Annotated in this window: 21 protein-coding genes; 12 read left to right on the top strand and 9 right to left on the bottom strand. The window is 69.4% G+C overall.

All coding sequences use genetic code 11. The annotated features are described in order from the left end of the window. Positions 1-65: 65 nt before the first annotated feature. From BLU09_RS26220 to BLU09_RS39505, 4 genes are all read left to right on the top strand, one after another. Positions 66-1,559 carry a carboxypeptidase M32 gene (locus BLU09_RS26220; RefSeq protein ID WP_244172034.1) on the top strand — a complete coding sequence of 498 codons (1,494 nt, stop codon included), beginning with the start codon at positions 66-68 and terminating at the stop codon, positions 1,557-1,559. Between the two features lie 125 nt (positions 1,560-1,684). Beyond that, positions 1,685-2,257 (top strand): hypothetical protein, encoded by a 573-nt coding sequence (locus BLU09_RS26225; RefSeq protein WP_090492226.1) that lies wholly within the window; start codon positions 1,685-1,687, stop codon positions 2,255-2,257. A gap of 428 nt (positions 2,258-2,685) precedes the next feature. Then, positions 2,686-4,056 carry an NHL repeat-containing protein gene (locus tag BLU09_RS26230; protein ID WP_244172035.1) on the top strand — a complete coding sequence of 457 codons (1,371 nt, stop codon included), beginning with the start codon at positions 2,686-2,688 and terminating at the stop codon, positions 4,054-4,056. Positions 4,057-4,330: 274 nt separating this feature from the next. Continuing rightward, positions 4,331-4,600, top strand: coding sequence for a hypothetical protein (locus BLU09_RS39505; RefSeq protein ID WP_244172036.1), 270 nt, complete (start codon positions 4,331-4,333; stop codon positions 4,598-4,600). A 54-nt stretch (positions 4,601-4,654) separates the two neighbouring features. Here BLU09_RS39505 and BLU09_RS26240 read toward each other — a convergent pair whose 3' ends face one another. Then, positions 4,655-5,008: a four-helix bundle copper-binding protein gene (locus tag BLU09_RS26240; protein WP_225888113.1), complete on the bottom strand. Its 354-nt coding sequence runs from the start codon at positions 5,006-5,008 to the stop codon at positions 4,655-4,657. 99 nt (positions 5,009-5,107) lie between these two features. Here BLU09_RS26240 and BLU09_RS26245 point away from each other — a divergent pair, with 99 nt between their 5' ends. Then, on the top strand, positions 5,108-5,749 hold the full coding sequence (locus BLU09_RS26245) for a class I SAM-dependent methyltransferase (RefSeq protein WP_090492232.1): 642 nt from the start codon (positions 5,108-5,110) through the stop codon (positions 5,747-5,749). Between the two features lie 2 nt (positions 5,750-5,751). On the opposite strand, the gene BLU09_RS26250 is transcribed toward BLU09_RS26245, so the two are convergent. Together BLU09_RS26250 and BLU09_RS26255 are read right to left on the bottom strand one after the other, a co-directional pair. Then, a complete protein-coding gene (locus BLU09_RS26250) occupies positions 5,752-8,484 on the bottom strand; it encodes a M1 family metallopeptidase (protein WP_244172037.1) in 2,733 nt (910 codons plus the stop codon). A gap of 90 nt (positions 8,485-8,574) precedes the next feature. Further along, entirely contained in the window at positions 8,575-9,744 is a 1,170-nt protein-coding gene (locus BLU09_RS26255) for a ribonuclease D (protein WP_090492236.1), read from the bottom strand. 65 nt (positions 9,745-9,809) lie between these two features. On the opposite strand from BLU09_RS26255, the gene ttcA reads away from it, so the two are divergent. The 4 genes from ttcA to BLU09_RS26275 all read left to right on the top strand — a co-directional run bounded on the left by ttcA (position 9,810) and on the right by BLU09_RS26275 (position 12,732). Beyond that, positions 9,810-10,664 (top strand): tRNA 2-thiocytidine(32) synthetase TtcA, encoded by an 855-nt coding sequence (ttcA, locus tag BLU09_RS26260; RefSeq protein WP_090492238.1) that lies wholly within the window; start codon positions 9,810-9,812, stop codon positions 10,662-10,664. Then, a complete protein-coding gene (locus tag BLU09_RS26265; RefSeq protein WP_090492240.1) occupies positions 10,643-11,467 on the top strand; it encodes a tellurite resistance TerB family protein in 825 nt (274 codons plus the stop codon). Before ttcA ends, BLU09_RS26265 begins: the two co-directional genes overlap by 22 nt. A 12-nt stretch (positions 11,468-11,479) precedes the next feature. After that, positions 11,480-12,304 carry a phosphate/phosphite/phosphonate ABC transporter substrate-binding protein gene (locus BLU09_RS26270; protein WP_090492242.1) on the top strand — a complete coding sequence of 275 codons (825 nt, stop codon included), beginning with the start codon at positions 11,480-11,482 and terminating at the stop codon, positions 12,302-12,304. 65 nt (positions 12,305-12,369) lie between these two features. After that, a complete protein-coding gene (locus BLU09_RS26275) occupies positions 12,370-12,732 on the top strand; it encodes a GFA family protein (RefSeq protein ID WP_167371158.1) in 363 nt (120 codons plus the stop codon). An 8-nt stretch (positions 12,733-12,740) separates the two neighbouring features. Here BLU09_RS26275 and BLU09_RS26280 read toward each other — a convergent pair whose 3' ends face one another. From BLU09_RS26280 to BLU09_RS26300, 5 genes are all read right to left on the bottom strand, one after another. Continuing rightward, a complete protein-coding gene (locus tag BLU09_RS26280; protein ID WP_090492246.1) occupies positions 12,741-13,988 on the bottom strand; it encodes a serine/threonine protein kinase in 1,248 nt (415 codons plus the stop codon). A 79-nt stretch (positions 13,989-14,067) separates the two neighbouring features. After that, a complete protein-coding gene (locus tag BLU09_RS26285) occupies positions 14,068-17,064 on the bottom strand; it encodes a choice-of-anchor D domain-containing protein (RefSeq protein ID WP_090492248.1) in 2,997 nt (998 codons plus the stop codon). A 230-nt stretch (positions 17,065-17,294) separates the two neighbouring features. Beyond that, positions 17,295-18,149 carry an alpha/beta hydrolase gene (locus BLU09_RS26290; RefSeq protein ID WP_090492250.1) on the bottom strand — a complete coding sequence of 285 codons (855 nt, stop codon included), beginning with the start codon at positions 18,147-18,149 and terminating at the stop codon, positions 17,295-17,297. Between the two features lie 77 nt (positions 18,150-18,226). Continuing rightward, positions 18,227-18,406: a hypothetical protein gene (locus BLU09_RS26295; protein WP_225888111.1), complete on the bottom strand. Its 180-nt coding sequence runs from the start codon at positions 18,404-18,406 to the stop codon at positions 18,227-18,229. 213 nt (positions 18,407-18,619) lie between these two features. Beyond that, positions 18,620-20,539 carry an IGHMBP2 family helicase gene (locus BLU09_RS26300; RefSeq protein ID WP_090492252.1) on the bottom strand — a complete coding sequence of 640 codons (1,920 nt, stop codon included), beginning with the start codon at positions 20,537-20,539 and terminating at the stop codon, positions 18,620-18,622. A gap of 102 nt (positions 20,540-20,641) precedes the next feature. Between BLU09_RS26300 and BLU09_RS26305 the strand changes: the two genes are divergently transcribed. Continuing rightward, positions 20,642-21,718 (top strand): DNA topoisomerase subunit B, encoded by a 1,077-nt coding sequence (locus BLU09_RS26305; protein WP_090492254.1) that lies wholly within the window; start codon positions 20,642-20,644, stop codon positions 21,716-21,718. Between the two features lie 79 nt (positions 21,719-21,797). Here the strand turns inward: BLU09_RS26305 and BLU09_RS26310 are convergent, their stop codons facing one another. After that, entirely contained in the window at positions 21,798-24,104 is a 2,307-nt protein-coding gene (locus BLU09_RS26310; protein ID WP_090492257.1) for a S8 family serine peptidase, read from the bottom strand. A 265-nt stretch (positions 24,105-24,369) separates the two neighbouring features. Here BLU09_RS26310 and BLU09_RS26315 point away from each other — a divergent pair, with 265 nt between their 5' ends. Together BLU09_RS26315 and BLU09_RS26320 are read left to right on the top strand one after the other, a co-directional pair. Then, positions 24,370-24,840, top strand: a complete 471-nt coding sequence (locus BLU09_RS26315; RefSeq protein ID WP_090492259.1) for an ATP-binding protein — start codon at positions 24,370-24,372, stop codon at positions 24,838-24,840. After that, positions 24,830-25,597, top strand: a complete 768-nt coding sequence (locus BLU09_RS26320) for a tRNA(His) guanylyltransferase Thg1 family protein (RefSeq protein WP_090492261.1) — start codon at positions 24,830-24,832, stop codon at positions 25,595-25,597. Before BLU09_RS26315 ends, BLU09_RS26320 begins: the two co-directional genes overlap by 11 nt. The last annotated feature ends 8 nt before the right edge of the window (positions 25,598-25,605 follow it).

A 25,605-nucleotide genomic window follows, 5' to 3' on the forward strand; every position in this document is an offset into this window, starting at 1 on the left:
AGCCCTCATACTCCCGAGTGCGTCTTTCGCGATAGTGCGGCGCGAAGCGGGCTATGAATCCGGGCATGGATACCTGGCTGCTGACCCGGATGCAGGAGCTTCGCGACCTTCAGGGCCTCATTGGCCTGGCCACGTGGGACATGGAGACGTATCTGCCCTCCAAGGCGGGCCCCGCGCGCTCCCATCAGCTCTCCACCCTGCAGGGGCTGCACCACGAGCGCCTGGTGGACCCCCGGCTGGGCGAGGCCCTGGCCCAGGCCGCCTCGCAGGCGGACCTGTCCGACGACGCCCGGGCCATGGTGACGGTGCTGACGCGTGAGCGGGAGCGGGAGGTCCGCGTCCCCGCGCCCCTGGTGCGGGCGCTCGCGGGAGCCATCAGCGAAGCCATCCAAGCCTGGCGGGAAGCCCGGCAGGCAAGGCGCTTCACCGTCTTCCAGCCCGCGCTCCAGCGCCTGCTGTCGCTGCGCCGGGAGCAGGCGGACGCGTATGGGCATGACGGGGAGCGTTATGACGCGCTGCTGGAAGGTCATGAGCCGGGCATGCGCGTGGCGCGGCTGACGCCGGTGCTGTCAGCGCTGCGCGAGCACCTCATCCCCATGGTGGGCAAGCTCACTGCGGTGAGCCGGCCGGTGGCGCCCTTCCTGATGGGCCGTCACTACGACAAGGACGCGCAGTGGGCCTTCACCCTGCGGCTGTTGAAGGACATCGGTTTCGACTTGGAGGCGGGCCGGCAGGACCTGAGCATCCATCCCTTCACCGGAGGCACGCACCCGTTGGACGTGCGGCTCACCACGCACGTGGACACGGCCACGCCGTTCCCGTCCATCTTCAGCACCATCCACGAAGCCGGCCACGGCCTGTATGAGCAGGGCTTCGCTCCCGAGCTCTACCGCACGCCACTGGCCGCCGCGCCTTCCATGGGGCTGCACGAGTCGCAGTCACGCCTGTGGGAGAACATGGTGGGCCGCGGCCTGCCGTTCTGGCGGCATTACTTCCCCGTGCTGCGCGCCGCCTTCCCGGAGGCGCTGTCCGGCACCGACGTGGAGACCTTCCACGCCGCGGTGAATGCGGTGGGGCCGTCGCTCATCCGCATCGAGTCGGACGAGGTGACGTACAACCTGCACATCGCGCTGCGCTACGAGCTGGAGCTGCTGCTGGTGCGCGACGAGCTGCCAGTGGAGGACCTGCCCGCCGCGTGGAATGCACGCATGGAGAAGTACCTGGGCGTCACGCCGCCGGACGACACGCAGGGCGTGCTCCAGGACATCCACTGGGCCTGGGGCGAGCTGGGCTACTTCCCCACGTATTCGTTGGGCAACCTGTACGCGGCGTCGCTCTACCGCGCCGCGAAGCGCGACCTGCCGGAGCTGGAGGAGCACCTGGGCCGGGGGGAGCTGCTGCCCCTGCGTGACTGGCTGCGCACGCATGTGCATCAGCATGGCTTCCGCCACTCCGCGGAGGAGCGCGTGAAGCAGGTGACGGGGCAGGGGCTCACCGACACGGACTTCCTGGCGTACCTGAAGGAGAAGTACGGCGCGCTCTACGGTGTCTCGCTTTGAGAGGTTGAGAGCGCGTGTGTCAGTCAGGAGGTGGCATTCATGCCGCCTCATGACTGGGTTGTCCGTTCTGTGATAGCTGAGGCGCAACACTGCAAAGGGGGACGCAAATCAAACCTGGAAAAACCATGCTGCTGGGCTGGGGCGCGGGTGCCATCGGCGTGGGCGCCTACTTCTTCTTGACCCCGTACCTGTCGCCACCCGCGGAGCCAGGGAACATCTCGAGTCCGACGCTGGCGAAGCTGCTCAATGAGAGCATTGACGCGGCCATCGCGAGGATGCATCCCACGCATTCCCCTGGGCTGATTCCGGAAGCGGCGGCCAATTCGCGGGCGTTCTTGAAGGAAGTCTCCGAGGTAGTGGCCCGGTGCAGCAAGGGGCGCTTCGAGCCGGGCCAGAAGTACAACAAGCTGGAGTATCACCTGCTCCGTGCCGACGGTGTCCGTTACGAGCCCATCTACACGGGCCTTCGGTGCCACGAGGAGACGCTCATCTTCCGAGCCGTCTTCAAGGATGGGCGTGTCGCCGAGGCCTTCACGGACGGGAGTGAGCGACAGTATCCGGTAGGCCAGGTTCGCGGCGCGGTGGGCGAGTTCGGGAAGAGGGTGACCTGGTCGGACAGGGATTACCACCCGGCGCGCTATTACGTTCCGCCACCTGCGCAGCCGACTCAGGCGGACATCGCGAAGCAGTGGGAGTAGTCCGGCATGGGCACGCCATGCGAGCCCGCTCTTGCCGGAGCGGGCCGTGGCGTCGCCGTTTCAGTGCCCGCCGCCGTTCGAAGCGACTGTCGCGGCGGGAGGAGCGATGGCTCAGGGGGCTCCTGCCGCAGACAGACGTGTGCCAGGGGGCGTGACGCGAATCGAATTCATAGACATGCACGGGCAACGTCCGCAGGGGCCTTGCATCAAGGAGTGCATGAGGTCGTCGTGCTCCATCGCTAATGCGTCGCGCGCTTTCTTGCGTCCCAGCGCATCGGTGGGCGCCGCGAATTCAGTGGACGTGTCAGGCTTTGCAGTGGCTGCCGTCATTGCGTGACCGTGGGCTCGAGAGTACCGAGTCCACATTTGCAATGCATTGCACGGGAACCGCACTTGGCGTATGGGGCCCGCGCGGAGGGGGAACATTCATGAGATTTCTGAGTCGAGTTGGGCTGATGTGGGCGGCCTGCGCGCTGGTGGCGGCGTGCAACAGCGAGGGGCTGTCCGAGAACGCAGGTGAAACCGAGTCCGTCCGCATGGAAATCTCCCTGGCGGGGGATGTCTGCGGCGTCGTGTCCGCGGATGCCGTTGTTTCGGGCCTGGGCATGTCTGTCATCGGGCCTGTTCCGCTTCAAGTGGACGGCACGGCCATCCGGGGGCAGGTGTCCGAGGTGCCTGCGGGAACCGGTCGGGCAGTGCGTGTGATTGCGTATAACGCGTCCATGCTGGAGGTGTACGCGGGCAGCGCAGTGGTCGACGTCGTGGCTGGCGAGGTGGTTTCGGCGAGCCTCGTGCTGCATCGCAACCCGGTCAACTGCCCGGGCACTACCACGGGTGGTATCGACATCTCGGGTCGCCTGGAGACGGGGGAGCCCACGCCGGATGGTGGCAGTGATGGCGGCGTGGACCCGGATGCGGGCGTCGTGCTGGGCGGGGCCGAGTTCGCCTTCTCCTACCAGGACGCGACGCTGACGAGCGATGGCGTCATCCACTTCCTGGACGGCAACGCGGATCGCATCCGTCGACTCGACCTGACGACCCGGAGCTTCCTGTCCGCCTATGTCGGGACGGGCGATGCGACCTCGATGGCGGTCGCTTCGGACGGTCAGACCGCATACCTGGCTTACACGGGAGGACGTATCGACGCCTTCACTTCGACGGAGGATGGCACGGCTCGCTTCTTCGCCGCGGCGCCTGCGTCGGTGTCGCGCATGGTGGTGGCGGACCGCTACCTGTTTACCATCGATGGCTCCGGGGCCTGGGGGACGCATGCGCTCTATCAGCGGGCCACGGGCGCTCGGGTCGCGGCGGCGGACTGGAGGAGCAGCGCGGTGAGCCTGCTGTTCTCGGAGGCGAACAACACCATCTACTTCGCCGACAGCGGCGTCTCGCCGCAGGACCTGAACCGGGTGCAGGTGGACATGGAGGCGGGCACGCTGGGGGCTGAAATCGACTCGCCCTACCATGGTGCCTACAACCTGAGGGCGCCGCTGCGGCTGTGGCCGGATGGCTCCGCGGTCGTGACGGGGAGTGGCCTCCTCTTCAACGCGGCGGACCTGACGTACCGCACCAGCATCGGCCTGTCGTTCGTGGACATCGCCTTCCACGGTGAGCGGCTCTACCTCATCGACACCGTGGGAGACAGGACGCAGCTGCGGGTGCTCAACCACCGGTTCGACATCCTCTCGGCGGCGTACTACCCGGGCGCGGCCCAGCGGGTCTTCGTGCACAACGGCCAACTGGTGCTGCTCACCTCGACGGGGAGCAATGGGTTCCAGGCGCGTCTGCTGGACCTGTAGTTTCGGTGTCATCTTGAGCGCTGGTTCGTGATACCGGGGCGCGGGAGGAGCGACGCTCCTCCCGCGCCCCGTCGTTCATGACGCTGGCCGCGCCCCGATTCCGGGCGGCATCGGTGGCGTCGTCGCCCGTCACGCTAGAGCGCGAGACACCGTCGGGGAGCTCGACAGCACACTCCAATCGCGAGGGTACGAGGCGCCGGCGCCCCTGGCCGCGACGGACGAGGAGCAGGACCGGCTCGCGAGCGCGATCGTCCTGCAAAGCTCCGCGTTCGATTTGAAGGAGCGCAACCACACGGATGCGTATTCACTGCTCCAGGAGTCCCTGGTGCGGTTGGAGCAGGCGGCGGGAGCGCAGGACCCATACCTGGTGCCGCAGCTCGTGGAGCTGGCCCGCCTCCACGTCCAACATGACGCTCCCGAAGCGGCGCGGCGCGTACTCCAGCGCGCCATCGACATCGTCCAGGCTCAGCCGGGCCACGAGCAGCAACAGGTCGACGCGCTCAACGAGATGCTGTCTGAGATTCCCGTCCAGCAGGCAGCGTGAGCGCCCCTACCGCGGGCCCCACGCTGGTGCTCAGTCCGCACCTGCGCTTCTGACTCAGGCGAACAGCAGGGGCCTGCACGCGCGGGCCAGTTGCAGCGCGTCCCGCGCGAGCGTGTACGAATCGCGGTCCTCCGCGTCCAGCCACGCGGTCCGGGCCACCAGGTTGGCCAGGTCGAAGCACAGGCTCGCGGTGCGCCGGGCGAGCCGGCTCTCCTTCTGGAGCGCGCGTGCATTCAGTTCGCACAGTTCAGCACACTGTCGAAGCAGGCGTACCACTTCGCCGGACAGCGGCTCGCCTCGGGCGACCCGGCGGGCCATGCCCTCTTCGCAGGAAACCTGACACTGGAGGCTCGCGGCGATGCACCGGGACACATCCGCGTGCGCACCACCGATTCTGGCTGCCAGCATCGAGACCTCCTCCATCCAGAGCGACGACAAAGTTATGCACGAGGCGTCTGACGGCAACCTGAAGTGGGGGGCCCCGCGGTACGTGCTAATCGATGGGACATGCCCAAGCTCACCCTCGTTCCTCCCGAAATCGAGGCGTACGCGGACGCTCACACCACGGCACCCGCGCCCCTCCTCGAAGAGCTACGTGACGTCACGTACTCGCGAATGTCCTCCCCCAACATGCAGGTCGGGCCCGTTGAAGGCACCTTCCTGCGCATGCTGGTCGCGCTGACCGGTGCGCGGCGGGTGTTGGAAATCGGGACCTTCACCGGGTACTCGGCGCTGATGATGGCGGAAGCGCTCCCGGATGATGGGGCGCTCATCACCTGCGACATCAACCCCGAGGCCACCGATGTGGCGCGCGCCTTCTTCCTGCGCAGTCCGCATGGACGGAAAATCGACCTGCGCATGGGGCCGGCGCTGGACACCCTGAAGACGCTCCAGGGGCCATTCGACCTGGCGTTCATCGACGCGGACAAGCCGAGCTACGCCGCCTACTGGGACGCGGTGTTGCCGCTGCTGCGGCCGGGCGGGCTCATCATCGCGGACAACGTGTTGTGGTCGGGCCGGGTGCTCCAGCCGGAGGGCCCCAGTGACCATGCGATTGTCGACTTCAACGCGAAGGTGGCGGCGGACCCTCGCGTGGAGCACGTGCTGCTCACGGTGCGTGACGGGATGATGCTCGCGCGCAAGCGCTGACGTCAGTATCGGCGCAGGAAGCGCTCCAGTCCGGGGCGCAGGGCTTCGCGCTGGGCGATGCACAGGTCCACGCGCTCCAGCGCCTGCGCCAGGGCGCGCTCACCCCCTTCGAAGGTGGGCGCGTAGGGCGCGAAGAAGGCCGCGAACCGCGCGCGGTGTTCGGCGTCGCAGAAGAACCCGCCGGTGCCCAGCAGCCAGGGCGCGATGTCCCGCGGCAGCCGCTCCCGGAGCGTCTCGAAGTGCTCGCGCAGGAAGTCGAACGCACCCGCGCGGGTGGGCTGTGCCTCCAACTGCCGGAAGAGGATGGGCAGGGCCTCGCGCGTGTCCACGTCCGGCGCCAGCAGCAGGGCCCGGCTGGCGCTGGCGAGCGCGGCATCCTGGAAGCCTCCCAAGGCGGCGAAGAGCAGGTCGCGCTCGCGGCTCTCTGTGGTGGTGCGCAGGGCTTCGAGCATGCGCTGGTGGAGGACGGCATCCCCCGAGACGGCAGCGGCGCCCATCACGCCCTGCGCCGCGTCCATGGACAGGGAGCGCCGGTCGTCCAGCCAGCGCAGCGCGAGCTTCCGGGCCTCCGTTCGCAGGAGGGCGTCCTCGCCGGACTGGGCCACCATCCACACCAGCCGGGGCCGCAGCATGCGCACGTCGTCGCTTTCGCCCGGGCGCGGCACGAAGCCCAGCTGGCGAGCCTGACCACCAAAGAGGCCACGGACGAAGCGCGCGCGGCTCGTCCACGCGGTTCGCGGGACGAAGTCATCCCGCACGCTGGCGACCAGGGCCGCCGCGCCCATGACGAGGTCCGGGTCGTCCGCTCGCAGCAGGCGCGTGGCCAGGGTCAGGGCCTGGGCCACGTCCAGCTCGCCACTGGCCACCAGGGCCTCGGCGTCATCCAGCAGGACGCGGCGCTCGGCGATGCTGAGCCCCCGGCCCCCCTGCCGCGTCAGCCGCTCCAGCGCGTCACCGCGCAGCAGCGCGTGGTAGTAGCCGCGGCCTTCCGCGTTGGGGTGGACCCAGTCCGGGCAGGCCTTCGCGCCATCCAGGGGCAGCGTGCCCGTGGGCTCCGAGAGCACCGTGCAGGCGCGGCCCTCCGTGCCCCCGGCGGCGTAGCGCACGCACACTGGCACCTGCCACGCCTGTTCTTCTCCGCGTCCGCCCGGCGAGCCCAGAGGGAGGTAGCGCCGCTGCTCCAGGGCCAGCCGGGGCGCTCCCTCCTTGGGGCACTCCAGCGCCATGGCGACGCGCGGCGCGCCCGGCTGGTCCAGGAAGGAGGAGAAGGCGGGCGCCACGTCCTTGCCGGTGGCTTGGGTGAGGGCTTTGAAGAAGTCCGCGGTGGTGGCGGTGCCCCTCGCGTGGGTGTCCAGGTAGTGCCGCACGCCTTGCTGGAAGGCGTCGGGGCCCACCCAGGACTCGAACATGGCCAGCACCGCGGCGCCCTTGTTGTAGGTGATGCCATCGAAGGCGGAGTGGACGTCTCCCGGCGCTTCGATGGGCTGCCGGACACTGCGCGCGCTGACGAGCCGGTCCTCTACCAGGGCATCACCCCGCGCCTCCACGCGGCGCACGTCCCCGCGCCATTCGGGCTTCCACTGCGTCACGACTTTGTAGGCGAGCCAGTCCGCGAAGGACTCGTTGAGCCAGAGGTCGTCCCACCACGCGGGCGTCACGAGGTTGCCGAACCACTGATGCGCAAGCTCGTGCGCCTGCGTCAGCGCGAAGTAGCGCTGGCGCCACAGGGAGTCCCCCTCCACGGGGCCCAGCATGAGTGGGGCGCTGAAGGTGATGAGGCCAGGGTGCTCCATGGCGCCCCCTTGCGTGCCGGGCAGGGCCAGCACGTCCAGCTTCGCGTAGGGGTAGGGCGTGCCGAACCACGTCTCCAACTGCTCCAGCAGCGGGGGCGTGGCCTGCGCGGCCCAGGCCGTCTCCGCGGCGCGGCCTTGCGGCACCAGCATCCGCACCGGCACGCGGTGTTGGCCCGCGACGCCCGCGTCCACGGCTTGAAAGGGGCCCACCGCGAAGGCGACCAGGTACGAGGGCAGCGGGGGCGTTGTCTGGAAGCGCACCGTCTTCCATCCATCCGGGCCGTGCGTCTCGGCCTCCACCGGTGAATTGGCGAAGGCGCCGTCCTCCTCGCGCACGCGCAGGGTGAGCCGCCAGGGAATCTTGAAGGCGGGCTCGTCGAAGCAGGGGAAGGCGCGCCGCGCGGCCAGCGGCTGGAACTGGGTCATCGTGTACCAGCGCCCCGCGTCCTGTTCGCGGTAGACGCCCGAGCTCTCCCGGGCACGCGCCCGGCCCGTGTACGCCACGCGCAGGATGACGGTGCCGGGGCCCACCGCCTCACGCGGGAGGAAGACGAGCATGTCGCCGATGGGCAGCGTGGACGTCTTGACCCGCGCGCCCGCCACGATGAAGGCCGCGTCCCTCACGGAGAGCTCCTCCCCGTGCAGCCACACCTCGTGCGTGGCCTGGGGCAGCTCGATTTCGATGTCCGTCGTCCCGCTGAACATCTCCCGCCGCGGGTCCAGCTCCAGCGTCACCGTCTGCCGCACGGGCCGCACGGCCGGAGACAGCCGCAGGCCCGGCGGGGTGAGGACGGGAGCCTCCTTCTCGGGCGTCACGGCCTGCGTGACGGGGCGAGCGGGGGCAGACCGAGCGGGGGCGGGCTGGGGCCGCGAGCCCGCACAGGCGCCGAGGCAGAGGACGAGCAGCGGATAGATGAAGTGTCGGCACCGCACCGGGAGCATCTCCATCCGCGGCGGGAAGGGGCGCGCGGGCGGACATTCTCCATGACTGGCGCCAGGGCCGCGAGCAGGTCGCGGCCCCACCTTCACACGTCAGGCGTTGAGGACGGGGTAGGCGGCCAGCAGCTCCACGAGCGCGGGGCCGTACAGCCGCACCCGCTTCTCCCCGAAGTAGGGCACCTGCGTCAGCGCCTCCACGTCCTTCGGGGGCTGCGAGGCCAGCGCGTCCATCAGCGGATTGGTCAGCACCACGCTGGGCGTCACCTTGCGCTCGGTGGCCTTCTCCACGCGGAAGGTCTTGAGGGCCTCCTCGCGCTTGCGCTTGTTGGCGTCCTTGGGGCCCTTGGCTTCGCGCTCCGGCGCCAGTTCACCCCGGCGCGACTTCTCCAACAGTTCGCGCACCACGGCCAGGAGCTCCTCCCCGTGCGAGCGGATGAAGGAGCCCCGCACGCCGGCCATGCGCGCCAGCTCCTTGGGGTTGGTGGGCAGCTTCACCGCGATGTCACCCAGCGCCATGTTGGAGAGCATCCGCCCCATGGGGACGTTGTCCTTCTCCGCCCACTCCAGCCGCTTGCGGTGCAGGGCGTGGGCAATGGCGTGGGCCAGCGTCATCTGCGTGGGATTCAGCCCGGCGCGGGGTAGCTTGGGCTTGAAGTCCGCGCCCACGTCGGGGCGCGCCGCGGCCTCGTCACACAGGCGGACGCAGTCCAGGAGGACCTCCTCCAGGATGTCGGCCTCGCGGCAGGCGTCGCGGACCTGGCGGCCCAGCTCGCACAGGTAGCGCACGTCATTGGCGATGTACTCCCGCATGCCCGGGGGCAGGGGGCGGATGGAGAAGTCCGACTGTTGGTGCTCCTTCGGCAGCTCCACGCCCAGCCGTTCCCGGGCGAGGTCGGCCAGGCCCACCTTGGGCCACCCCAGCAGGGTGGCCGCCCGGTGGGTGTCGAAGAGGCCCTGCACTCGGACTCCCACCTCGGCGAGGAACTGGAGGTCGCCCTGGGCGGCGTGGAAGAACTTGGTGCGCGCCGGGTCGGCCATCAGCGGGGCGAGCATGCCCGGCACCACGCCCGGTTGGAGCGTGTCCAACAGGAAGACCTGGTCGTCGGTGGCGAGCTGGAGGAAGCACAGCCGGGCGCGGAAGGCGTGCATCGAGTCCGCCTCCAGGTCCACGGCGATTTCGCGCGCGGCTTCCAGCGTGCGGGTCGCGCGCTCTTCTCCTGAGGCATCTACTACGTCAACGGCACCTTGCGGGTAGGTCGGCATTGCGGGAGGCAGGCTAGCGGACCGGGCCTTGGGATTGAGGTGTTTTTTCCCGGGCCGCCGCTAGGATGGCCGCGCCGATGAACGACGTCCAGCGCCTGGAAAAGAGTCTGCTTGGCCACATGGGCCGAGCCATCGCGGACCACCGCCTCATTGAGGACGGGGACCGCATCATGGTGGGCGTGTCCGGAGGCAAGGACTCCTACACGATGCTGCACCTCCTGCGGGAGCTCCAGCGTCGCGCACCCGTGAAGTTCGAATTGCTGGCGGTGAACCTGGACCAGGGCCACCCCGGCTTCCCAGCGGACAAGCTGGAGGCGTACTTTCAGCGTGAGGGCTACCCGTACAAGCTGTTGAAGGAGGACACCTACAGCATCGTCCTGGAGAAGACGCCTCCGGGGAAGACGCAGTGCTCGGTGTGCTCGCGCATGCGGCGCGGCATCCTCTACACGGCGGCGGTGGAGCTGGGGTGCACCAAGATTGCCCTGGGCCACCACCGCGACGACCTCATCCACACGCTGCTGCTCAACCTCTTCTTCGCCGGCTCCATCAAGGCGATGCCGCCCCTCTTGCGCAGCGACGACGGGCGCAACGTGGTCATCCGCCCGCTGTGCTACGCGCCGGAGAAGGACATCGCGAAGTTCGCGGAGCTGATGGCCTTCCCCATCATCCCGTGCGACTTGTGCGGCACGCAGGAGAACCTCCAGCGCAAGCGGATGCAGCGGCTGATGGAGGAGCTGGGCAAGGAAATTCCCAACGTCCGCCAGAGCGTCCTCAACGCCATGGCGAACGTGCGGCCGAGTCACCTGCTGGACAAGACGCTCAACCCCGACCCGCTGCACGCCAGCGAGGAAGGGGCCACGACGACCGAATCGAAGGACACGCAAGGGAGCGCCAGCCCATGGCTCGAGAGCAGGCAGTGAAGGCGCGGAACGACCGCAACGGCGCACTGGTGGAGGCGATGCTGCTGGCCGCGATGGCCGACGGACGCGTCTCGCAGCGGGAGATGCAGACGCTCCTCAGCCGCGTGCTGGAGCGCCCGGAGTTCGAGGGCACCCGCCCGGACGAGCTGAACGCCCTGGTGGAGACCAGCGCCGCGCGGTTGTCGGAGGCGAAGAACCTGGATGACGTGCTCGCGTCGCTGCGGCGCCGGCTGCCGGACCACAAGAACCGGATGCTGGCCTTCGGGCTGGCGGCGGCGGTGGCCCTGGCGGACCAGCGTGCCACGCGGGACGAGCTGGGCCTGCTCAAGACGTTCCAGGCCGCGCTGGGCATCTCCGAGGACGAGGTGGCGCAAATCATCGACGTCATCGAGAACGGCGGCAGCCTGGCGGAGGCGCTGGGCGAGCCGCTGGAGCGGCTGTTCGCGGAGGTCATGGTGCTGGTGAGCGCCGCGGACGGGAAGCTCCAGGAGGCCGAGGCCCGGGCGCTGGTGGAGAGCTTCGCGGCGGACCCCCTCTTCGAGAACGTCAGCCCCGAGCGCGCCCAGAGCTTCGTCAGCGAGTCCGTGACGGCCCTGGCCGCCGAGGGCCTGCCCCAGCGGCTCCATGTGCTGGCCCACGGTCTGACGACGCACGCCCAGCGGGTGAAGGCCTTCCGGCTGGCCACCAAGATTGCCCACGCGGGGGGCACCCCGAGCCATCCCGAGCAGCGAATCCTGGATATGCTCCAGGCCACCTTCGGCCTGGCTGACGATGAAGTGGCGCGACTGGGCAGGGAGGGGTAGTTAGGGGTTCGTATGACCCTGCAAGCCCCCTCGACGCCCCGGCATTCCTTCCGGTTCGGGCTGCCCCCCTCCCTGGGCAGTGAGACGGCGCGAGAGCGCGCGGACCGCTTGGCGTCGTTCCTCCAGCGCGCGCTGGGCAAGCTGGTGGAGGTGAGCGTCGCGTCCAGCTACGAGACGCTCGCCAAGGATTTGCTCTCCGGCCGCGCGGACGCGGCCTGGGCCCCGCCCTTCGTCTGCGCGCGCATGGAAGCCATGGGCGTGCGGGTGGTGGTGCGCGGCGTGCGCCGGGGCATGTCGTCCTACCGGTCCGCCCTGGTGTGCCGGGCGGGCGCGGGCCTGACGGTGGAGCGGCTGAAGGGCACCACCGCCACCTGGGTGGACCGGGATTCGGTGGCGGGCTACCTGCTGCCCACCGCCTATCTCAAGACGCAGGGCCTGGAGCCGACGCGGGCCTTCTTCGCGCAGCACTTCGCGGGCTCGTACCAGGGCGCGCTGGAGTCGGTGCTGGACGGCAAGGCGGACGTCACCAGCGTCTTCTGCCCGCCGGCGTCCACGGGGCTGACGTTCGCCACCGGCGTGGAGGACGTGCTGGGCGCGGGCGCCGGCCGGCGCTTCGAGCTGATTGCGTACACCGACGAGGCCCCCAACGACGGTGTCCCGGTGGCCATGGGGCTGCAGCCGCAGCTGGTGAGCTCGCTGGAGTCCACGCTGCTGAGCCTCCAGACGTCGCCGGACGGGCAGGCGCTGCTGAAGGACATCTTCAACGCGGAGCGCTTCGAATCCGCGCCGCGCATGGGCTACCGCGCGCTGTACCGCGTGGCGCTGGCCAGCCTGTAGTCTCGGCCGCCAGGCGTCATCGTTTCGTGCCGCGCTTTCCGTGCGCGTTGGGGCAGGATGCGCGCATGTCCGAATCCAAGCGCTACGAGGGTGGTTGCCACTGTGGTCTGGTCCGTTACGACGTGAGCCTGGACCTGAGCCAGCCGCTGGTGTCCTGTAACTGTTCCATCTGCCTCAAGACGGGCATGTTGCTGGGCTTCGCCCCCGCGGAGCAGTTCAACCTCCAGAAGGGGGCCGAGCACATCACCGACTACCAGTTCGGCAAGAAGTCCATTCACCACCTGTTCTGTGACACCTGCGGGGTCCGCTCCTTCGGGAAGGGCACGATGCCGGACGGCAAGGACATGCGCGCCATCAACGTCCGCTGCCTGGACGGCATCGAGCTGGACGGCCTGCCGGTGATGAAGGTGGACGGAAAGAACTTCTAGTCCGCGGGCTACTTGCCGCCGTCGCCCTGTCCGCCAGGGCCCTTCGGCGGAGGCCGCTTCACGGGGGCGGCCTCCGTCGTCTGCGTCCGGGCGGGCTTCGCCGGGGCGGGCTTCGCTCCGGGCGCGGCGGCGGCTGGCGGCCGGGCCGGGGCGGCGGGCCGCGGCTGACCGGCGTTCACGGGCGACGCGGCGGAGGACGAGCCCCCACTCGCACGCGCCGGAGGCCGGGGGGACTGGGCCCTCGCCGCCTGACGCAGGTCGAAGTTGATGACGGTGGGCTCGGTGGCGAAGCGGTCCTCTTCCAGCTCCTCCGCGTACATGTCCCGCATGAAGGCCGCCAGGTGCGCCGTCGTGGCGTGCAGCTTCTCCGTGAGCAGGAACTCCTCCAACGCGAGTTGCAGCTCACCGGCCGTGGAGAAGCGCTCGTCCCGCTTGCGCGCCAGCGCCTTGAAGACGATGGCGTCCAGCGCCTTGGGAATCTCCGGCACCACCTCCGACGGAGGGACAATCTTCGTTCCCACCACCGCCTTGAGCGTGGCCAGCTCCGTTTCGCGCTTGAAGAGGCGCTGCTGCGTCAGCAGCTCGTAGAACACCGTCCCCAGGCCGAACACGTCCGAGCGCGAGTCCAGCGGCTCACCACGGGCCTGCTCCGGGGACATGTACGCGTGCTTGCCCTTGATGGTGCCGACAATCGTCTGGGACAGCTTCCCCGACGCCTTGGCCACGCCGAAGTCGATGAGCTTCACGCCGCCGTTGAAGCCCACCAGCACGTTCTGCGGGGACACATCCCGGTGGATCAACGCCAGCTTCCGGCCCGAAGGGCTGCGCGCGTTGTGGGCCGCGTCCAGGCCCGCGGCGGCGTCCGCGATGATGCGGCACTTGAGCCCCAGCGGGATGGTGATGCCGTGCTGCTGGGCCCGGGCGCCCAGGGGCCCCACGGCCTCTCCATGCACGTACTCCATGGCGATGAAGTACTGCCCGTCCACGTCTCCCAAGTCGTAGATTTGCGCGATGTTGGGGTGGTTGAGGTGCGCGGCGATGCGCCCCTCGTCCAGGAACATGTCGATGAACTCGTCGTCCTCGGACAGGTGGGGCAGGAGCCGCTTCACCACCAGCAGCTTCTGGAACCCCACCGGCCCCTTCTGCCGGGCGAGGTAGACGGCGCCCATGCCGCCGATGGCGAGTTTCCGAAGCAGCTCGTAGCGGCCGAATGTTTCCACGACGTCCGCCACGATAGCCGCGCCGGGTGGGAACACGGAAGTCCACGGCGCATCATTTCCTGTAACACCGCACTTCCCTGTCTTGGCCGGGGTGCCCCGGACCTCCCTGCCGGGCCTACGGCACCGCGCAGACGCTGCGGTAGCGGACCTCCACCGACTGGCCGGGCAGGGGGATGGCCCCGGGCTGGAAGACGATGGCGTTCTGCTCCGCGTCGTAGACCCACTGCGTCGCGGGCACCGGCTGGCCCTGGACGCGCACGCCCATCTCCCCCAGGCCCGTGGGCGCCGCGGTGAGCGGGAAGTCCGCCTGCGGCTCCCCGGCGCGCTGGATGACCTGCTCCAGCAGCCCGCCGTAGTTCTGCCCGCAGATGTTGGCCACCTGTCCCCCCGTACCGTGGGCCACGGCGGTGAAGCGGGCCGAGCCACTGCCCGCGGTGGCGCAGCCGGTGTCGGTGGGCACCAGCCCGTAGAGCTGGCTGCGGTGGGACATGCCCGTGCCCTTCAGCGTCTGGAGGAACTGGATGTAGCTCTCCGGACCGAAGCCGGAGTTGTCGTCCTCGTCGGCCAGGACCACCACCGCCATGCGGGCCGCCGCGCGGACGAAGCCGGAGTTGCCGTCATTGGCCTGCGGGGTGCGCGGGTCATCCATCTGCTCGGACAGGGGCGCGGAGAGTGCCTGGCGCATCGTCTCCAGGCCCTGCACCAGGTTGTGGCACATGCCCACGCTCAGGTTGGCCTGGATGTCCGCGACCGCGGTGGCGCTGGAGCCGGACACCACGCGAGGCCGGCTGCCATCCACCGGGAAGAGGCGCCCGGCCTCGCCGCCGTTGGCACCGCCGCCGCACTGCGGACCCCGGGCCACCAGGCCCGTGCTGGTGACGCCCACGCGCACGTCCACGCCGTTCGTCTGGGCCGCCTGCAGCCACTGCGGAATCGCCTCCTTCAGCCGGTCCTGGTACTGCTGCATGGTGGTGGTGTTGGACACCACGAAGAGGACGTCCAGTTGGCTGTCGGTGCCCTGCGTGTAGCGGTCCACCTGGATGCCCTCGTGGTTCGTCTCCGCCAGCAGCGGTACGAGCAAGGGGGAAGGCTCATTGGGGGTGCGCAGGTACAGCGGGCTGAAGTGCTGGCCGTGCACGTTGCGCGCATAGCCGACCTCCAGCTCGAAGCCCGCGCCCGGCGCCAGCGTGACGGGCGCCGTCATGGGCATCACCAGCGAGAACTGGCTGCTGGTCCCGTTGCCGATGTCCGCGCCCGTCACCGTGACGGGGCTGCTGCACCGGTTGGCCACGTACGTCTTCCGGGGCGCCGCGGCGCAGTCGTAGCGGATGGGGCCGAAGTCCACGAAGGACGGCGTCGCCACCAGGCAGCTCTGCCGGGACACGCCCTTGAGGGGCAGGCGCACCATGGGCGCGGCCGGGTTGCTCACCGTCAACTGCAGCTCGCCGGTGAAGTCCCCCTCGGCCTGCGGCCGGAAGGCCACCATGGCGCTGAAGCCCGAGTCGTACGGCACCACGCCGCCCGTGAGCCGGCCGCCCGGCATGAAGAAGACGCCGCCGCCGTCGTTGCTGATGTGGATGTTCTTCACGGCGCACTCGGCGCTGCCCGGGTTGCGGAAATAGAAGCCCAGCACCGCGCCGCGGCCCGGCGTCACGTTGCCGAAGTCCATCACCGGTCGCGGCGTCAACTCGTACACGCACGGCGCGGTGGCGCGCGAGCGGCCGGTGAGGATGATTTCGCGCTCCGGGTTGAACAGGTCATCCGAGCGCACGCGCAGCGCGGCCGTCCACGTGCCCACCGCGGTGGGCTCGAAGTAGACCTTCAGCTCCAGCGCGTCGGTGCCGGGGGCAATGGGCAGCCCGGGCGTCGCCTCCAGCACGGGCCAGACACCGCCGCTCCACGGATAGGCCTCGGTGCCGCGCGTGGGCACATCCACGCTGAACTGCGGACTGTCGCCGCCCGCCGCCACGCCGACGAACTGGAGGGGGCCGTTGGTGCCCGCGTTGGAGATGCGGATGACGCGCTCCACCTTGCCGCCCACCGGCACCTCGCCGAAGTCCAGCGACACCGGCGTCACCGCCAGCGTGGGCCGGCCGCCGCGCGCGTCCAGAATCACCTGCGAATTGCGCGCCTTGTCGGACGTGTAGTGCACCGTGAGGTCGCCCACGTTGGGCCCGGAGTAGCGCGCCGCGAACTCCATCTGCATCTCGACGATTTCGCCCGGGCCGACGGAGGAGCCCTCCGGCCGGGAAATCGGCACGAAGGCATGGTCGCTGGTCACCAGCCGCTCGATGGTGACGGGGCGCCAGGTGATGTTGCGCGCGCGCGTGTACGACTGCGTGCGCTCATGCACCGGAATCAAGTCGAAGGGGACGGGCGCCGGGTCGAACACGAAGGCCGAGGCCACCGAGTTGCCCTTCAGCTCCACGGTGGACGGCGTGCAGCCCTCGCAGGAGAGAATCTCCAGGCGCGCGCCCATGTTCCCCAGCGCGCGGGGCAGGTACCTGGTGCTCACCTTGCGCGACGACAGCGGGGGGATGGTGATGGTGTCCGCGGAGAAGGGGTCCGGGTGCGTGCCCGCCACCGTCAGCGTCAGCGGCAGGTCCACGGGATTCGTCACCGTGACCTCCAGCGTGCGCTCGCTGTCCACCTCGAGCGTCTCGTAGTCCAGGAAGGGCGGCTCCACGCCGATGGGGGTGGGCGTGCCCATGCCCATCACCTGCACCTGGGCCTCCGCGCCCTGGTTGGCGTCCGTCTTGACGTGCACCGTCTCCGTCGCCAGGCCTTCGGTGAGCGGGTGGAAGCGGACGTGCACCACGTGGGACTCGCCCGGCAGCACCCGCTCGGCGCCTTCGCCCAGCTCCACTTCATAGGAGGGGTTGTTGGCCAGGCCCAGCGCGTCCAGGGCGGAGAAGGGCACGTACCCGACGTTGCGGATGCGGACCTCCCGCTCCCGCCACTCGCCCACGGGCACATCGCCAAAGTCGAGGAGGTCCGTGTCCACGACCGCGGTGGCCTGCACCGCGCGGGTTTCCTTCCCCTCGTGGCACGCCGTCCCGATGGTTACGAGCAACGCCAGTGCGAGCCCACGCCCTGTCAGCCCCATCCTCATTTCCCGATCCCCACCCTTCTCCCCACACCCGCCGGCCCGTGCCCGGTGAGTGATCCGCCCCCTGCTCCTCCATCAATTTACGTACCAACCCAGGGAGCGAGGGTGCGTCTCCCTGATTTCAGGAGGTTGGCGTGATGTGGGTGTCATCCGGTTGGCAAAGAGGAAGGGCGATACTCTGGAGGGTGAAAGACTTTCCCGTCCTTCTGGCGGTGAGGAAGTGTGGGCAGGTGTCAGCGAATGACGCGAATGAGCGCCTCCGCGACCATTTGGGGCTGCTCCATGTGGACGTGGTGCCCGCCGGGGAGGTGCAGCGGCGGATGGGCGAGGGATTGGAGCGCCTGCGTACGGTTGCGCATGAGGGCTTCATCGTGGCGCAGCCCGCCGGTGGCGAGGATGAGCTGGAGCGGGCAGGTGACGCCGGCCTGGAGCGCCATCCACTGGGCCTCGTCATAGCCCATGCCGAAGCGGCGGCGGTGGCGCGGGTCGAAGGTGAAGGCGAAGCCGCCCTCGTAGGGCTCCGTCCCGTGCCGGGCGAGGTACAGCGCCGCGTCCTGCGTCAGCGTGGGGCTGTTCTCCAGCAGCCGCGCCGCGGCGGCCTCCACGGTGGGGTAGCGCTTGCGGTTGGGCGGGCGGCGCGCGTCATCCAGTGCGCTGCGCAGCCGGCCCAGGGCCCCTTCCGCGGGCCCGCCAGCGGGGCCCAGGCTTTCGATGAGCGTCACGCTCTTCACACGCCCCGGACGGGCGGCGGCGTAGGCCTGTGAGACGATGCCGCCCAGCGAGTGCCCCACCAGGTGCACCGCGTCCAGGCCCAGCCCGTCCAACGTGGCCTCCACGTCGAGCGCGTAGTCGCTGAACTGGTAGGTGGCGCCGGGACCCACGTGGGCGCTGCGGCCCATGCCCCGAAAGTCGAGCAGCACCAGCCGCCACGTTCGGGGCAGGTGCGGGATGAGGGCATCGAAGCTGTGGGAATGGTCCAGCCAGCCATGCAGGAACAGCACGGCGGGCGCGTCGGGCGCGGAGCGCTGCCGGACATGCAGCGCCAGGCCTTCGGCATCAACAGAGAGGGATTCGAGCGCGTCGGACACGGGAGCCTCCTGCCCCGTGCCTTACCCGGTTCACGCGCCCGGGAGAACCGTCATCCACGCCCGGACGCGGCGCGTGTTCAGCGGGGTCCAGCGGGTTGCCGCGGCGGCCCACCCGTGTCGGGCCGAGAGAGAATCATCGCGAGCTGGCGCGCCTGATTCTCGGTGGCGCAGCGGTACTCCTGCTGCTTGCCGTTGTCCTTCTCGATACGGAGAACCCAGACATCGTTTTCCTTCGTAACATTCGCCTGCTGGGACATGTGGCGGTTCCTCCCAGCCGCGGGGAAGAGCATGTTTCATGCCGCACAGGAAAGTGGCCTCAAAGGCCCGAATTTCCGGCACTGCCCCGCTCCACCTCTGGAGCGGGGTGACAAAAATTGTGCACAGTTGCGACAAAATTGGCCGGAAAGCCTCGCATAGATTGCGTAGTGCCCCAGGGCGGGTCTGCCTTTACCCTGTTACAACCCGAGGTGTCAGGTGTCCTGGGCGTCAGGCCATTCCCAGGCGGAGCGGTAGCCGCCGTGGGTCTGGGTCCCCTCGACGAAGCGGGCATAGAAGGGGTGCCCGCTGAGCGTGGCGGAGTCGCCCACGACGAAGAGGTGACGGCGGGCGCGGGTGAGGGCCACGTTCATGCGGCGCAGGTCCGTGAGGAAGCCGAGCTGCCCCTCGCTGTTGGAGCGGGTGAGGGAGACGATGATGGCGTCCTTCTCCCGGCCCTGGAATGCGTCGACGGTGTCGACCTCCACCTCGGGGCTGAGCGCCTCGATGCGCTCGCGGAGCTGATGGGCCTGGGCGCTGTAGGGCGTAATCACCGCCAGCTCGCGGGGGGCCAGTCCGGCGGCGAGCAGGGCGCGCACGCGGGCTTCCACCAGTCCCGCCTCGCCGGGGTTGAAGAGGCTTCGCGTGGTGGGCTCGACTTCCTCGTCGAAGCCCTTGCCCGCGGTGTCCAGGTAGAGCACGGGGGGCGCATCCACGTCCGCGCCGGGCGTGAGGACGGCGTCCAGCGTGCGGTCCGCGATGGAGGGATGGGCGCGAAGCTCGCCGCCGTACATCTCCCTTGAGGGGAAGTCCATGATGCGCGCGTTCATCCGGTACTGCTCGCGCAGCATGCGTTTGACGCCGTCGCCGTGGTCCTTGAGCAGGCGCTCGAAGAGGCTCACGCCCAGGCCGGCCTTCGCGGCCTCCTGGGAGAGGACGGTGGGCGGTAGCTGCTGCGGGTCGCCAGCGAGGATGACGCGGGGCGCGCGGAGGAAGCCCAGCAGCGCCAGGGGCTCGGTGGCCTGGGTGGCTTCATCGAGCAGCGCCAGGTCGAATTGCTGCCCAGCGAGCACGCCGGAGTCGAGGCTGGAGAGCGTCACGCAGATGACGTCCGCGTTGGCGAGCACGGACTTCACGGCCTTTCGCTCCAGGGCGCGGGCCTCGTCGAGCATGCCCTTGGCTTCGGTGGTGGACGCGCGGGCGTTGGCGAAGCGCTCGCGGCTGCGGCCCTGGCTTCGCTGGCGGCGCGCGTAGCCCAGCAGGGAGAAGGCCTCGTCGAAGAGGTCGCGGGAGACGGCGCGGTCCGGGTGGGACTCCACGACGATGTCCAGGGTGTGCTCCTGGAGCCGGGCGGCCACTCGAGCGGGGTGGCCCACGCGGATGGCGCGCAGGCCCTTGTCCAGGCACAGGTCCAGCAGGTGGTCCACGGCGGCGTTGCTGGCGGCGGTGCAGAGCAGGCGCTTTCCGTCCGCCACGGCCTGGGCGGCGACCTCGGCCAGCACGGTGGACTTGCCGGTGCCCGGGGGGCCGTGGACCAGGAAGAAGTCCTCGGCGGCGAGCGCGCGGGCGGTGGCGTCCTGCTGTTCAGGGTTGAGGGGGCGGGTGGGCTCGAACTCGCGGGGCTTGTCGAAGCGGGGCGGCTCGTTGCCCAGGACGACCTCGCGCTTGTGCCGCTCGGCGCCCTTGTCCAGGGCCTTGATGCGCTGGAGGCCGGCGCGCAGCCGGTCATAGGTGACGTCGTTGGGGACGACGTCCAGGCGCAAGAGGCCCTCGTGGACGTAGGGCGGCGGGGAGCGGTCGAAGGCGAGCTGGATGCGCGTGGCGGTGGCGCGGGAGATGAGCGCGCGGGCAGGCTCCTTCACCTCCGCGCGGCGGGGCAGCACGGCCACCAGGTCGCCGTTGTGCAGGCGGGTGGGCAGGGGGCGGCGGTCCGCGCGGCCCAGGGTGACGAGGAAGCGGCCTCCCAGGCCGACCTCCTCCTCGATGGACTCCAGGTCCAGGACGGACAGCCCGTGCTCCTCCCGCTCATGCAGCGTGAGGCTCTGGGCGAGCGCGGCCAGGCGGGCTTTCTCGGCCTCGCGTTCCTGGGCGAGGAGCGAGCCGAGCTGGTCGAAGAAGGAGACGTCACGGGCCATGGGCTTGTCATGCCACTGGGGCGGGGCCAGGGCCAGTGGGACGGACGTCCGCGTGTTCTGGCGTGCGAGAGGGAGCCTGAAGGCTGGGGGTAGAATGACGGGATGCATCTGTCTGGGGGCATTGTCGAAAACGTGCGCAAGCGCCCCGGCATGTACTGCGGTGACGTTGGCGAGTACGGGCTGCACCACCTCGTCTATTTCCTCCTGGACGTCGCCTACGAAGAAGCTCGCCGTGGGGAGTGCAGGGACGTGGTGTTGGAGGTGGGAGGGGATGGTTCCATCGCGCTCTTCTGCACCAGTCGCACCGTCACCGCCGAGAACTTGGTCAGAGTGGTGACGGGAGCGGGCTTCTTGGGGCAGCCGCCGGGTGATGGCTGGGGCTGGGACAGCATGCTGGTTGTGTCCCTGGGATTGTCTTCCCGCTACCAGGTGGACATCTGGGCGGACGGGCGGCAGTGGCGGTTGATGGGCGAGCACGGCCATCCCCAGGGAGAGGGGGCGGCGGTGACGCCGATGGAGCCAATGCCTGTCTCCGCGGAGCGAGGGGTACGCGTCCACTTCGTTCCGGACGCGACCATCTTCGAGGTGCTCGCCTTCGACAGGGCTCGCCTTTCCCGTCGCTGTAACGAGCTGGCGGCGCTCGCTCCCGGGCTGCGCGTCAGTTTCGCCGACCTCCAGCGGGGAGAGCGCACGCTGTGGCATCTGCCCGGTGGCGTGGCGCAGTGGGCTCACGTCCTCACACAGGCTCGGCCCCATCTCCACCCCGAGCCGATCGCCTTCGACTTCACGTGGGACGGACTGCGCATCCAGTGTGCATTGCAGTGGTGCGAAGACGCGGACAGCACGTTGCTGTCGTTCGCCAATACCGTGCGGACCGTGCGGCATGGCGCACACGTGAAGGGGGTCACCCAGGCGCTCCGGGGGGCATTAGCGAAGCTCTCAGGTGAGACGCGGGGCGCATTCCCCTGGGATCGGGTGGCCCAGGGACTGACGGCCATCGTCGCCGTGAGTGGACCCCGGAGGCAGATGGCGTTCGCGGGCCCTACCAAGGAGTTGCTGGCCATCCCTGGCCTGGAGGCGGCCATCCGCAAGCAGCTCCAGCCCCTGTTCATCGAGCTCCTTCGCGAGCACCCGGTGACGCCGGCACTCCTGGCACGGCGTACGAGCGGCTCGCGGTAGCCCTCCAGAAACAGTCCGGGCCGGCACTCCCGCGAAGGGAACACCGGCCCGGCGCCTGCGTCAGCTCAACCCTGGCCTGCTAGATCTTGCCGCCGCTCACGACCAGCGCGTAGGTCGCGTCCAGCACGCGCGTCGCCAGATTCGTGTCCTCGATGATTTCGTCACCAATCACCTCCACGGTCCACGTGCCGGCGGCGGGGTTGGCGAGGAACACGTTCTCCACCGTATCCACCTTGTTCGACACGCCGCCCGCCGTGGAGACGTTGCTCGCCGTCAGGCCGTTGTTGCCCCAGTAGACGACGCCGGTGGGGGACGTCACGCGCAGCGACAGGTCGTTGATGCGGGCGTGCGCCGCGCCCACCGTGCCGGCGGGGTCGGTGTAGACCATGGTGACGTTGAGCTCCGTCTCCCCGGGAGCCACGGTGACGTTGTACGTGTTCGTGCCGAGCGGGAGCAGGGTGTCCGTCTCGTTGATGATGCTCGTCACGGCGGCGCGGTCATACAGGCGCTTCACGTCCGCGGTACCCCAGCCCTGCCGCGCGCGCGTCAGGTCGCCGTTGGAGCCACCCGCGAGCCAGTTGTAGCGATGCGCCATGTTGATCATCAGCGCCTTCGCCGTGGCCATCTTCGGGCGGCTGTCGAACACGTCCGCGCCACCGCCGAAGCCCGCCCAGACGCCCTCGTGCCACATCTGGAACAGCAGGCCGAAGTGTCCCGCCGTCTGCGGCGTGGCCGCGCTGGTGCCGCCGAAGTTGGTGTAGGACGTGTTGCTGGTGTTCGACGCGGAGCGGATGAGGTCGTAGTAGTACGACAGGTCCGGCTTGAGGCGGCCGTCCGCCGCCGGGCCCACGCTGGCGCCGCCGTTCCACCGGTCATCCCCGCGGCTGGCGTTGTCGTAGTGGTACATGCCACCCACGGACACGATGTTCTTCGCCCACGCCTGTGGCCGCGAGTTCTGGTTGCCGGTGTTGCTCTGAGACTGCGTGCTGAGGATGGGGTACTGGAACAGGTAGTCATCCACCTCCGCGGAGATGGTGGTGTAGCCGGTCACCTGCGCACTGCCCACGCTGGACGTCTGGAACACGGCGCGGTACGGCCCGGCCGGGTCGATGAGCTCCCGGTTGATGTCGTAGCGGGACTTGGCGCCGCCGAACTGGGAGGACTCGTTGTAGCGATAGAAGATGCCCTGTCCGGAGGGGACCAGTCCGCGCGCGTTCCCGTCCACGCCTTGGGCGAAGTTGATGCTGTAGCAGGCGGTGCCGTGGAAGCTGCCCGTGGTGGACGTGCTGTGGATGAGGGGAGGCGTCGCCCACTCCTGGTGCGTGGTGCGCAGCTCCGTGTCGAAGATTTCGCCGCGGACGCCCTGTCCGGTGAAGCCCTCCAGGCCTTCGATGTAGGTCGCGCCGCCCACCTGGCGGACGTTGTTGTTGTCGAGCTCACCCGGACCGCCCCAGCGGTCGACGTACTGCACGGCGTTGGAGCGAATCAGCCGCTCCAACTGGGACTGGGTGAGCGTGGCCTCCACGCGCAGGCCGCCCGCCTCGATGAGCTCCACCGTGCCGCCCAGCGTGCGGACCAGCGAGGCGACCTCGCCCTGTCGCGCCGCGCCGCGCTCGCCCACCATGATGGAGTAGCGCTGTGGCTCCAGCTTCAGCGCGCGGCCCTGGAGGGACTCGCGCAGCACGCCTTCCACCCGGTACTCCGGATGGTACGCGCCCACCCAGCGGACATAGGGCAGCCCGGCAACGCGCTTGTGGGTGCTGGCGTTCATCTCCACGAGGAAGGTGTGGTCCGTGAGGAAGCGCAGCACCTTGCCTCCCGCGGCCTTGATGGCGTCGCGGTACTCCGGCAGGGGCGTGGCGTGGAACTGCACCAGGTGCAGGGTGTTGCTTGCGTCCGCGGTGAGCACGCCCGCGACCAGGGGCTGTGCGCCCTTCAGCGGGTCGAAGCGCGCGTGCTCCAGCCGCACCAGGTACTCGGTCGGCTGCACGCGGCCCAGCAACGCCACGCCGCCCTGGCTGTAGGCGAAGAAGTCCTGGCGGCGGCCGTCCGCCGTCTCTTCCTGCCAGGTGTGGAGCTGCACCGACGCACGCGGCACGTCGAGCGTCTTCAGCGCATGGATGGGCTGGGCCGTCCGGTGGAAGACATGCCCGGCACCCGTGGCAAGGGCATACGTGCCGCTTGCCGCGCGGTCGATGCCCGTGGCGAGGCGCGCCTTGTCGACCTCGGCACCCGTGAGGACCCGGGCGGGGCCCAGCGCCGCAGTGCTCCGGATGATGCCGGGGCGCAGGTCTGGCGTGTTCGCGGCAAGCGCCGTGACTGGCGCGGACAAGCCCCAACCGAGGGCCAGGAGGGACAGCGGGGACAACGAGGACGGCATACGCATGGCGGGTCTCCTTGAGAGGGACTTCCGTGCTGCACGACGCTTGAATCCTCGAAAAACGAGACGTGCTTGTTAGTCTGCTTAAGCCGAGTGTGTCAATGCATGCCCAAGTCTGGGAATTCATTGGAATGACAGGCATGCGTGGCGTTTGGGTGACACTGCGGACGCGACAGATGTGTCGGGTTGACTGTCTTTTTCGCGTGGCAGCGTTATTGCCTGGGCCGTCACTGTCAGGCCCTCTCACGCAGAGGCGTCCGGAGCCGCCGTCATGGAGCTGGTTCTCTTCGTTGGCTTGCAGGGCTCGGGCAAGAGCAGCCTCTACCGGCAGCGTTTCGCGGCCACGCACGTGCACGTCAGCAAGGACCTGTGGCCTCACGCCGTTCGCAAGGAGGCCCGCCAGCGCCGCTACATCGCCGAGGCGCTGGCTGCGGGCCGTCCGGTGGTGGTGGACAACACCAATCCCTCCGCGGACGTGCGCGCGCCACTCATCGCCCTGGGGCGCGAGTACCAGGCTCGAATCATTGGCTACTACTTCGCGTCGAAGCTGGAGGACTGCCTGGCGCGCAATGCCTTGCGTGAAGGGCGCGCCCGGGTGCCGGAGGTGGCGTTGCGTGCCACCGTGAAGCAGCTCGAACGGCCCCGGCTCGCGGAGGGCTTCGACGCACTGTTCTACGTGACGCTGGACGCCGACGGTGGCATTCGCGTCCAACCCTGGATGGAGGAACCCGATGGACCCTGAGGAACTGGCGGCGCGAGCAAGACAGGGCGAGGTGTTCCACGACCAGCGCATGCTGCCGGGCGCCTGGGTGGTGCTGCGCGTGGATGGGCGGGGCTTCTCGCGCTTCACCGAGGCCCGCTACGAGAAGCCCTTCGACCCGGTGTTCCACCAGTTCATGGTGCGCACCGCCAGCGTGATGCTGGAGGAACTCCAAGGCGTCTACGCGTACACGCAGAGCGACGAAATCTCCGTGCTCTTCCGGCCGGACTGGGCGCTCTTCGACCGCTCCGTCGAGAAGGTGGTGTCGCTGGCGGCGGGCCTGGCCAGCGCCACCTTCACGCACGCCGCGGGTGTCCCGGCGGTGTTCGACGGCCGTGCATGGCTGGGCGCCTCGGAGCGCGCGGTGCTGGACTACTTCCTCTGGCGACAGGCGGACGGCAGCCGGTGTTCGCTGCATGGCTGGTGCTACTGGACGCTGCGCAAGGAGGGCCGGAGCGCGGCGCAGGCCACCCGTGAGCTGGACGGCAAGCCCGTGAGCTACAAGAACGAGCTGCTCTTCCAGCGAGGCATCAACTTCAACGACGTGCCCCTGTGGCAACGGCGTGGAAGCGGGGTGTGGTGGGAGGCGTACCAGAAGGAGGGCGTGGACCCACGGGATGGCCGGCGGACCCAGACACTCCGGCGGCGGCTCAAGGTCGACTCCGAGCTGCCGATGAAGGAGGCCTACGAGCACCTGGTGCGGGGCCTGCTCGCGGCGCCCGGGGCCGAGGCGGACTGATGCCCAGG

Origin of the sequence: Myxococcus virescens (assembly GCF_900101905.1) — a bacterium.
Lineage (GTDB): Bacteria > Myxococcota > Myxococcia > Myxococcales > Myxococcaceae > Myxococcus > Myxococcus virescens.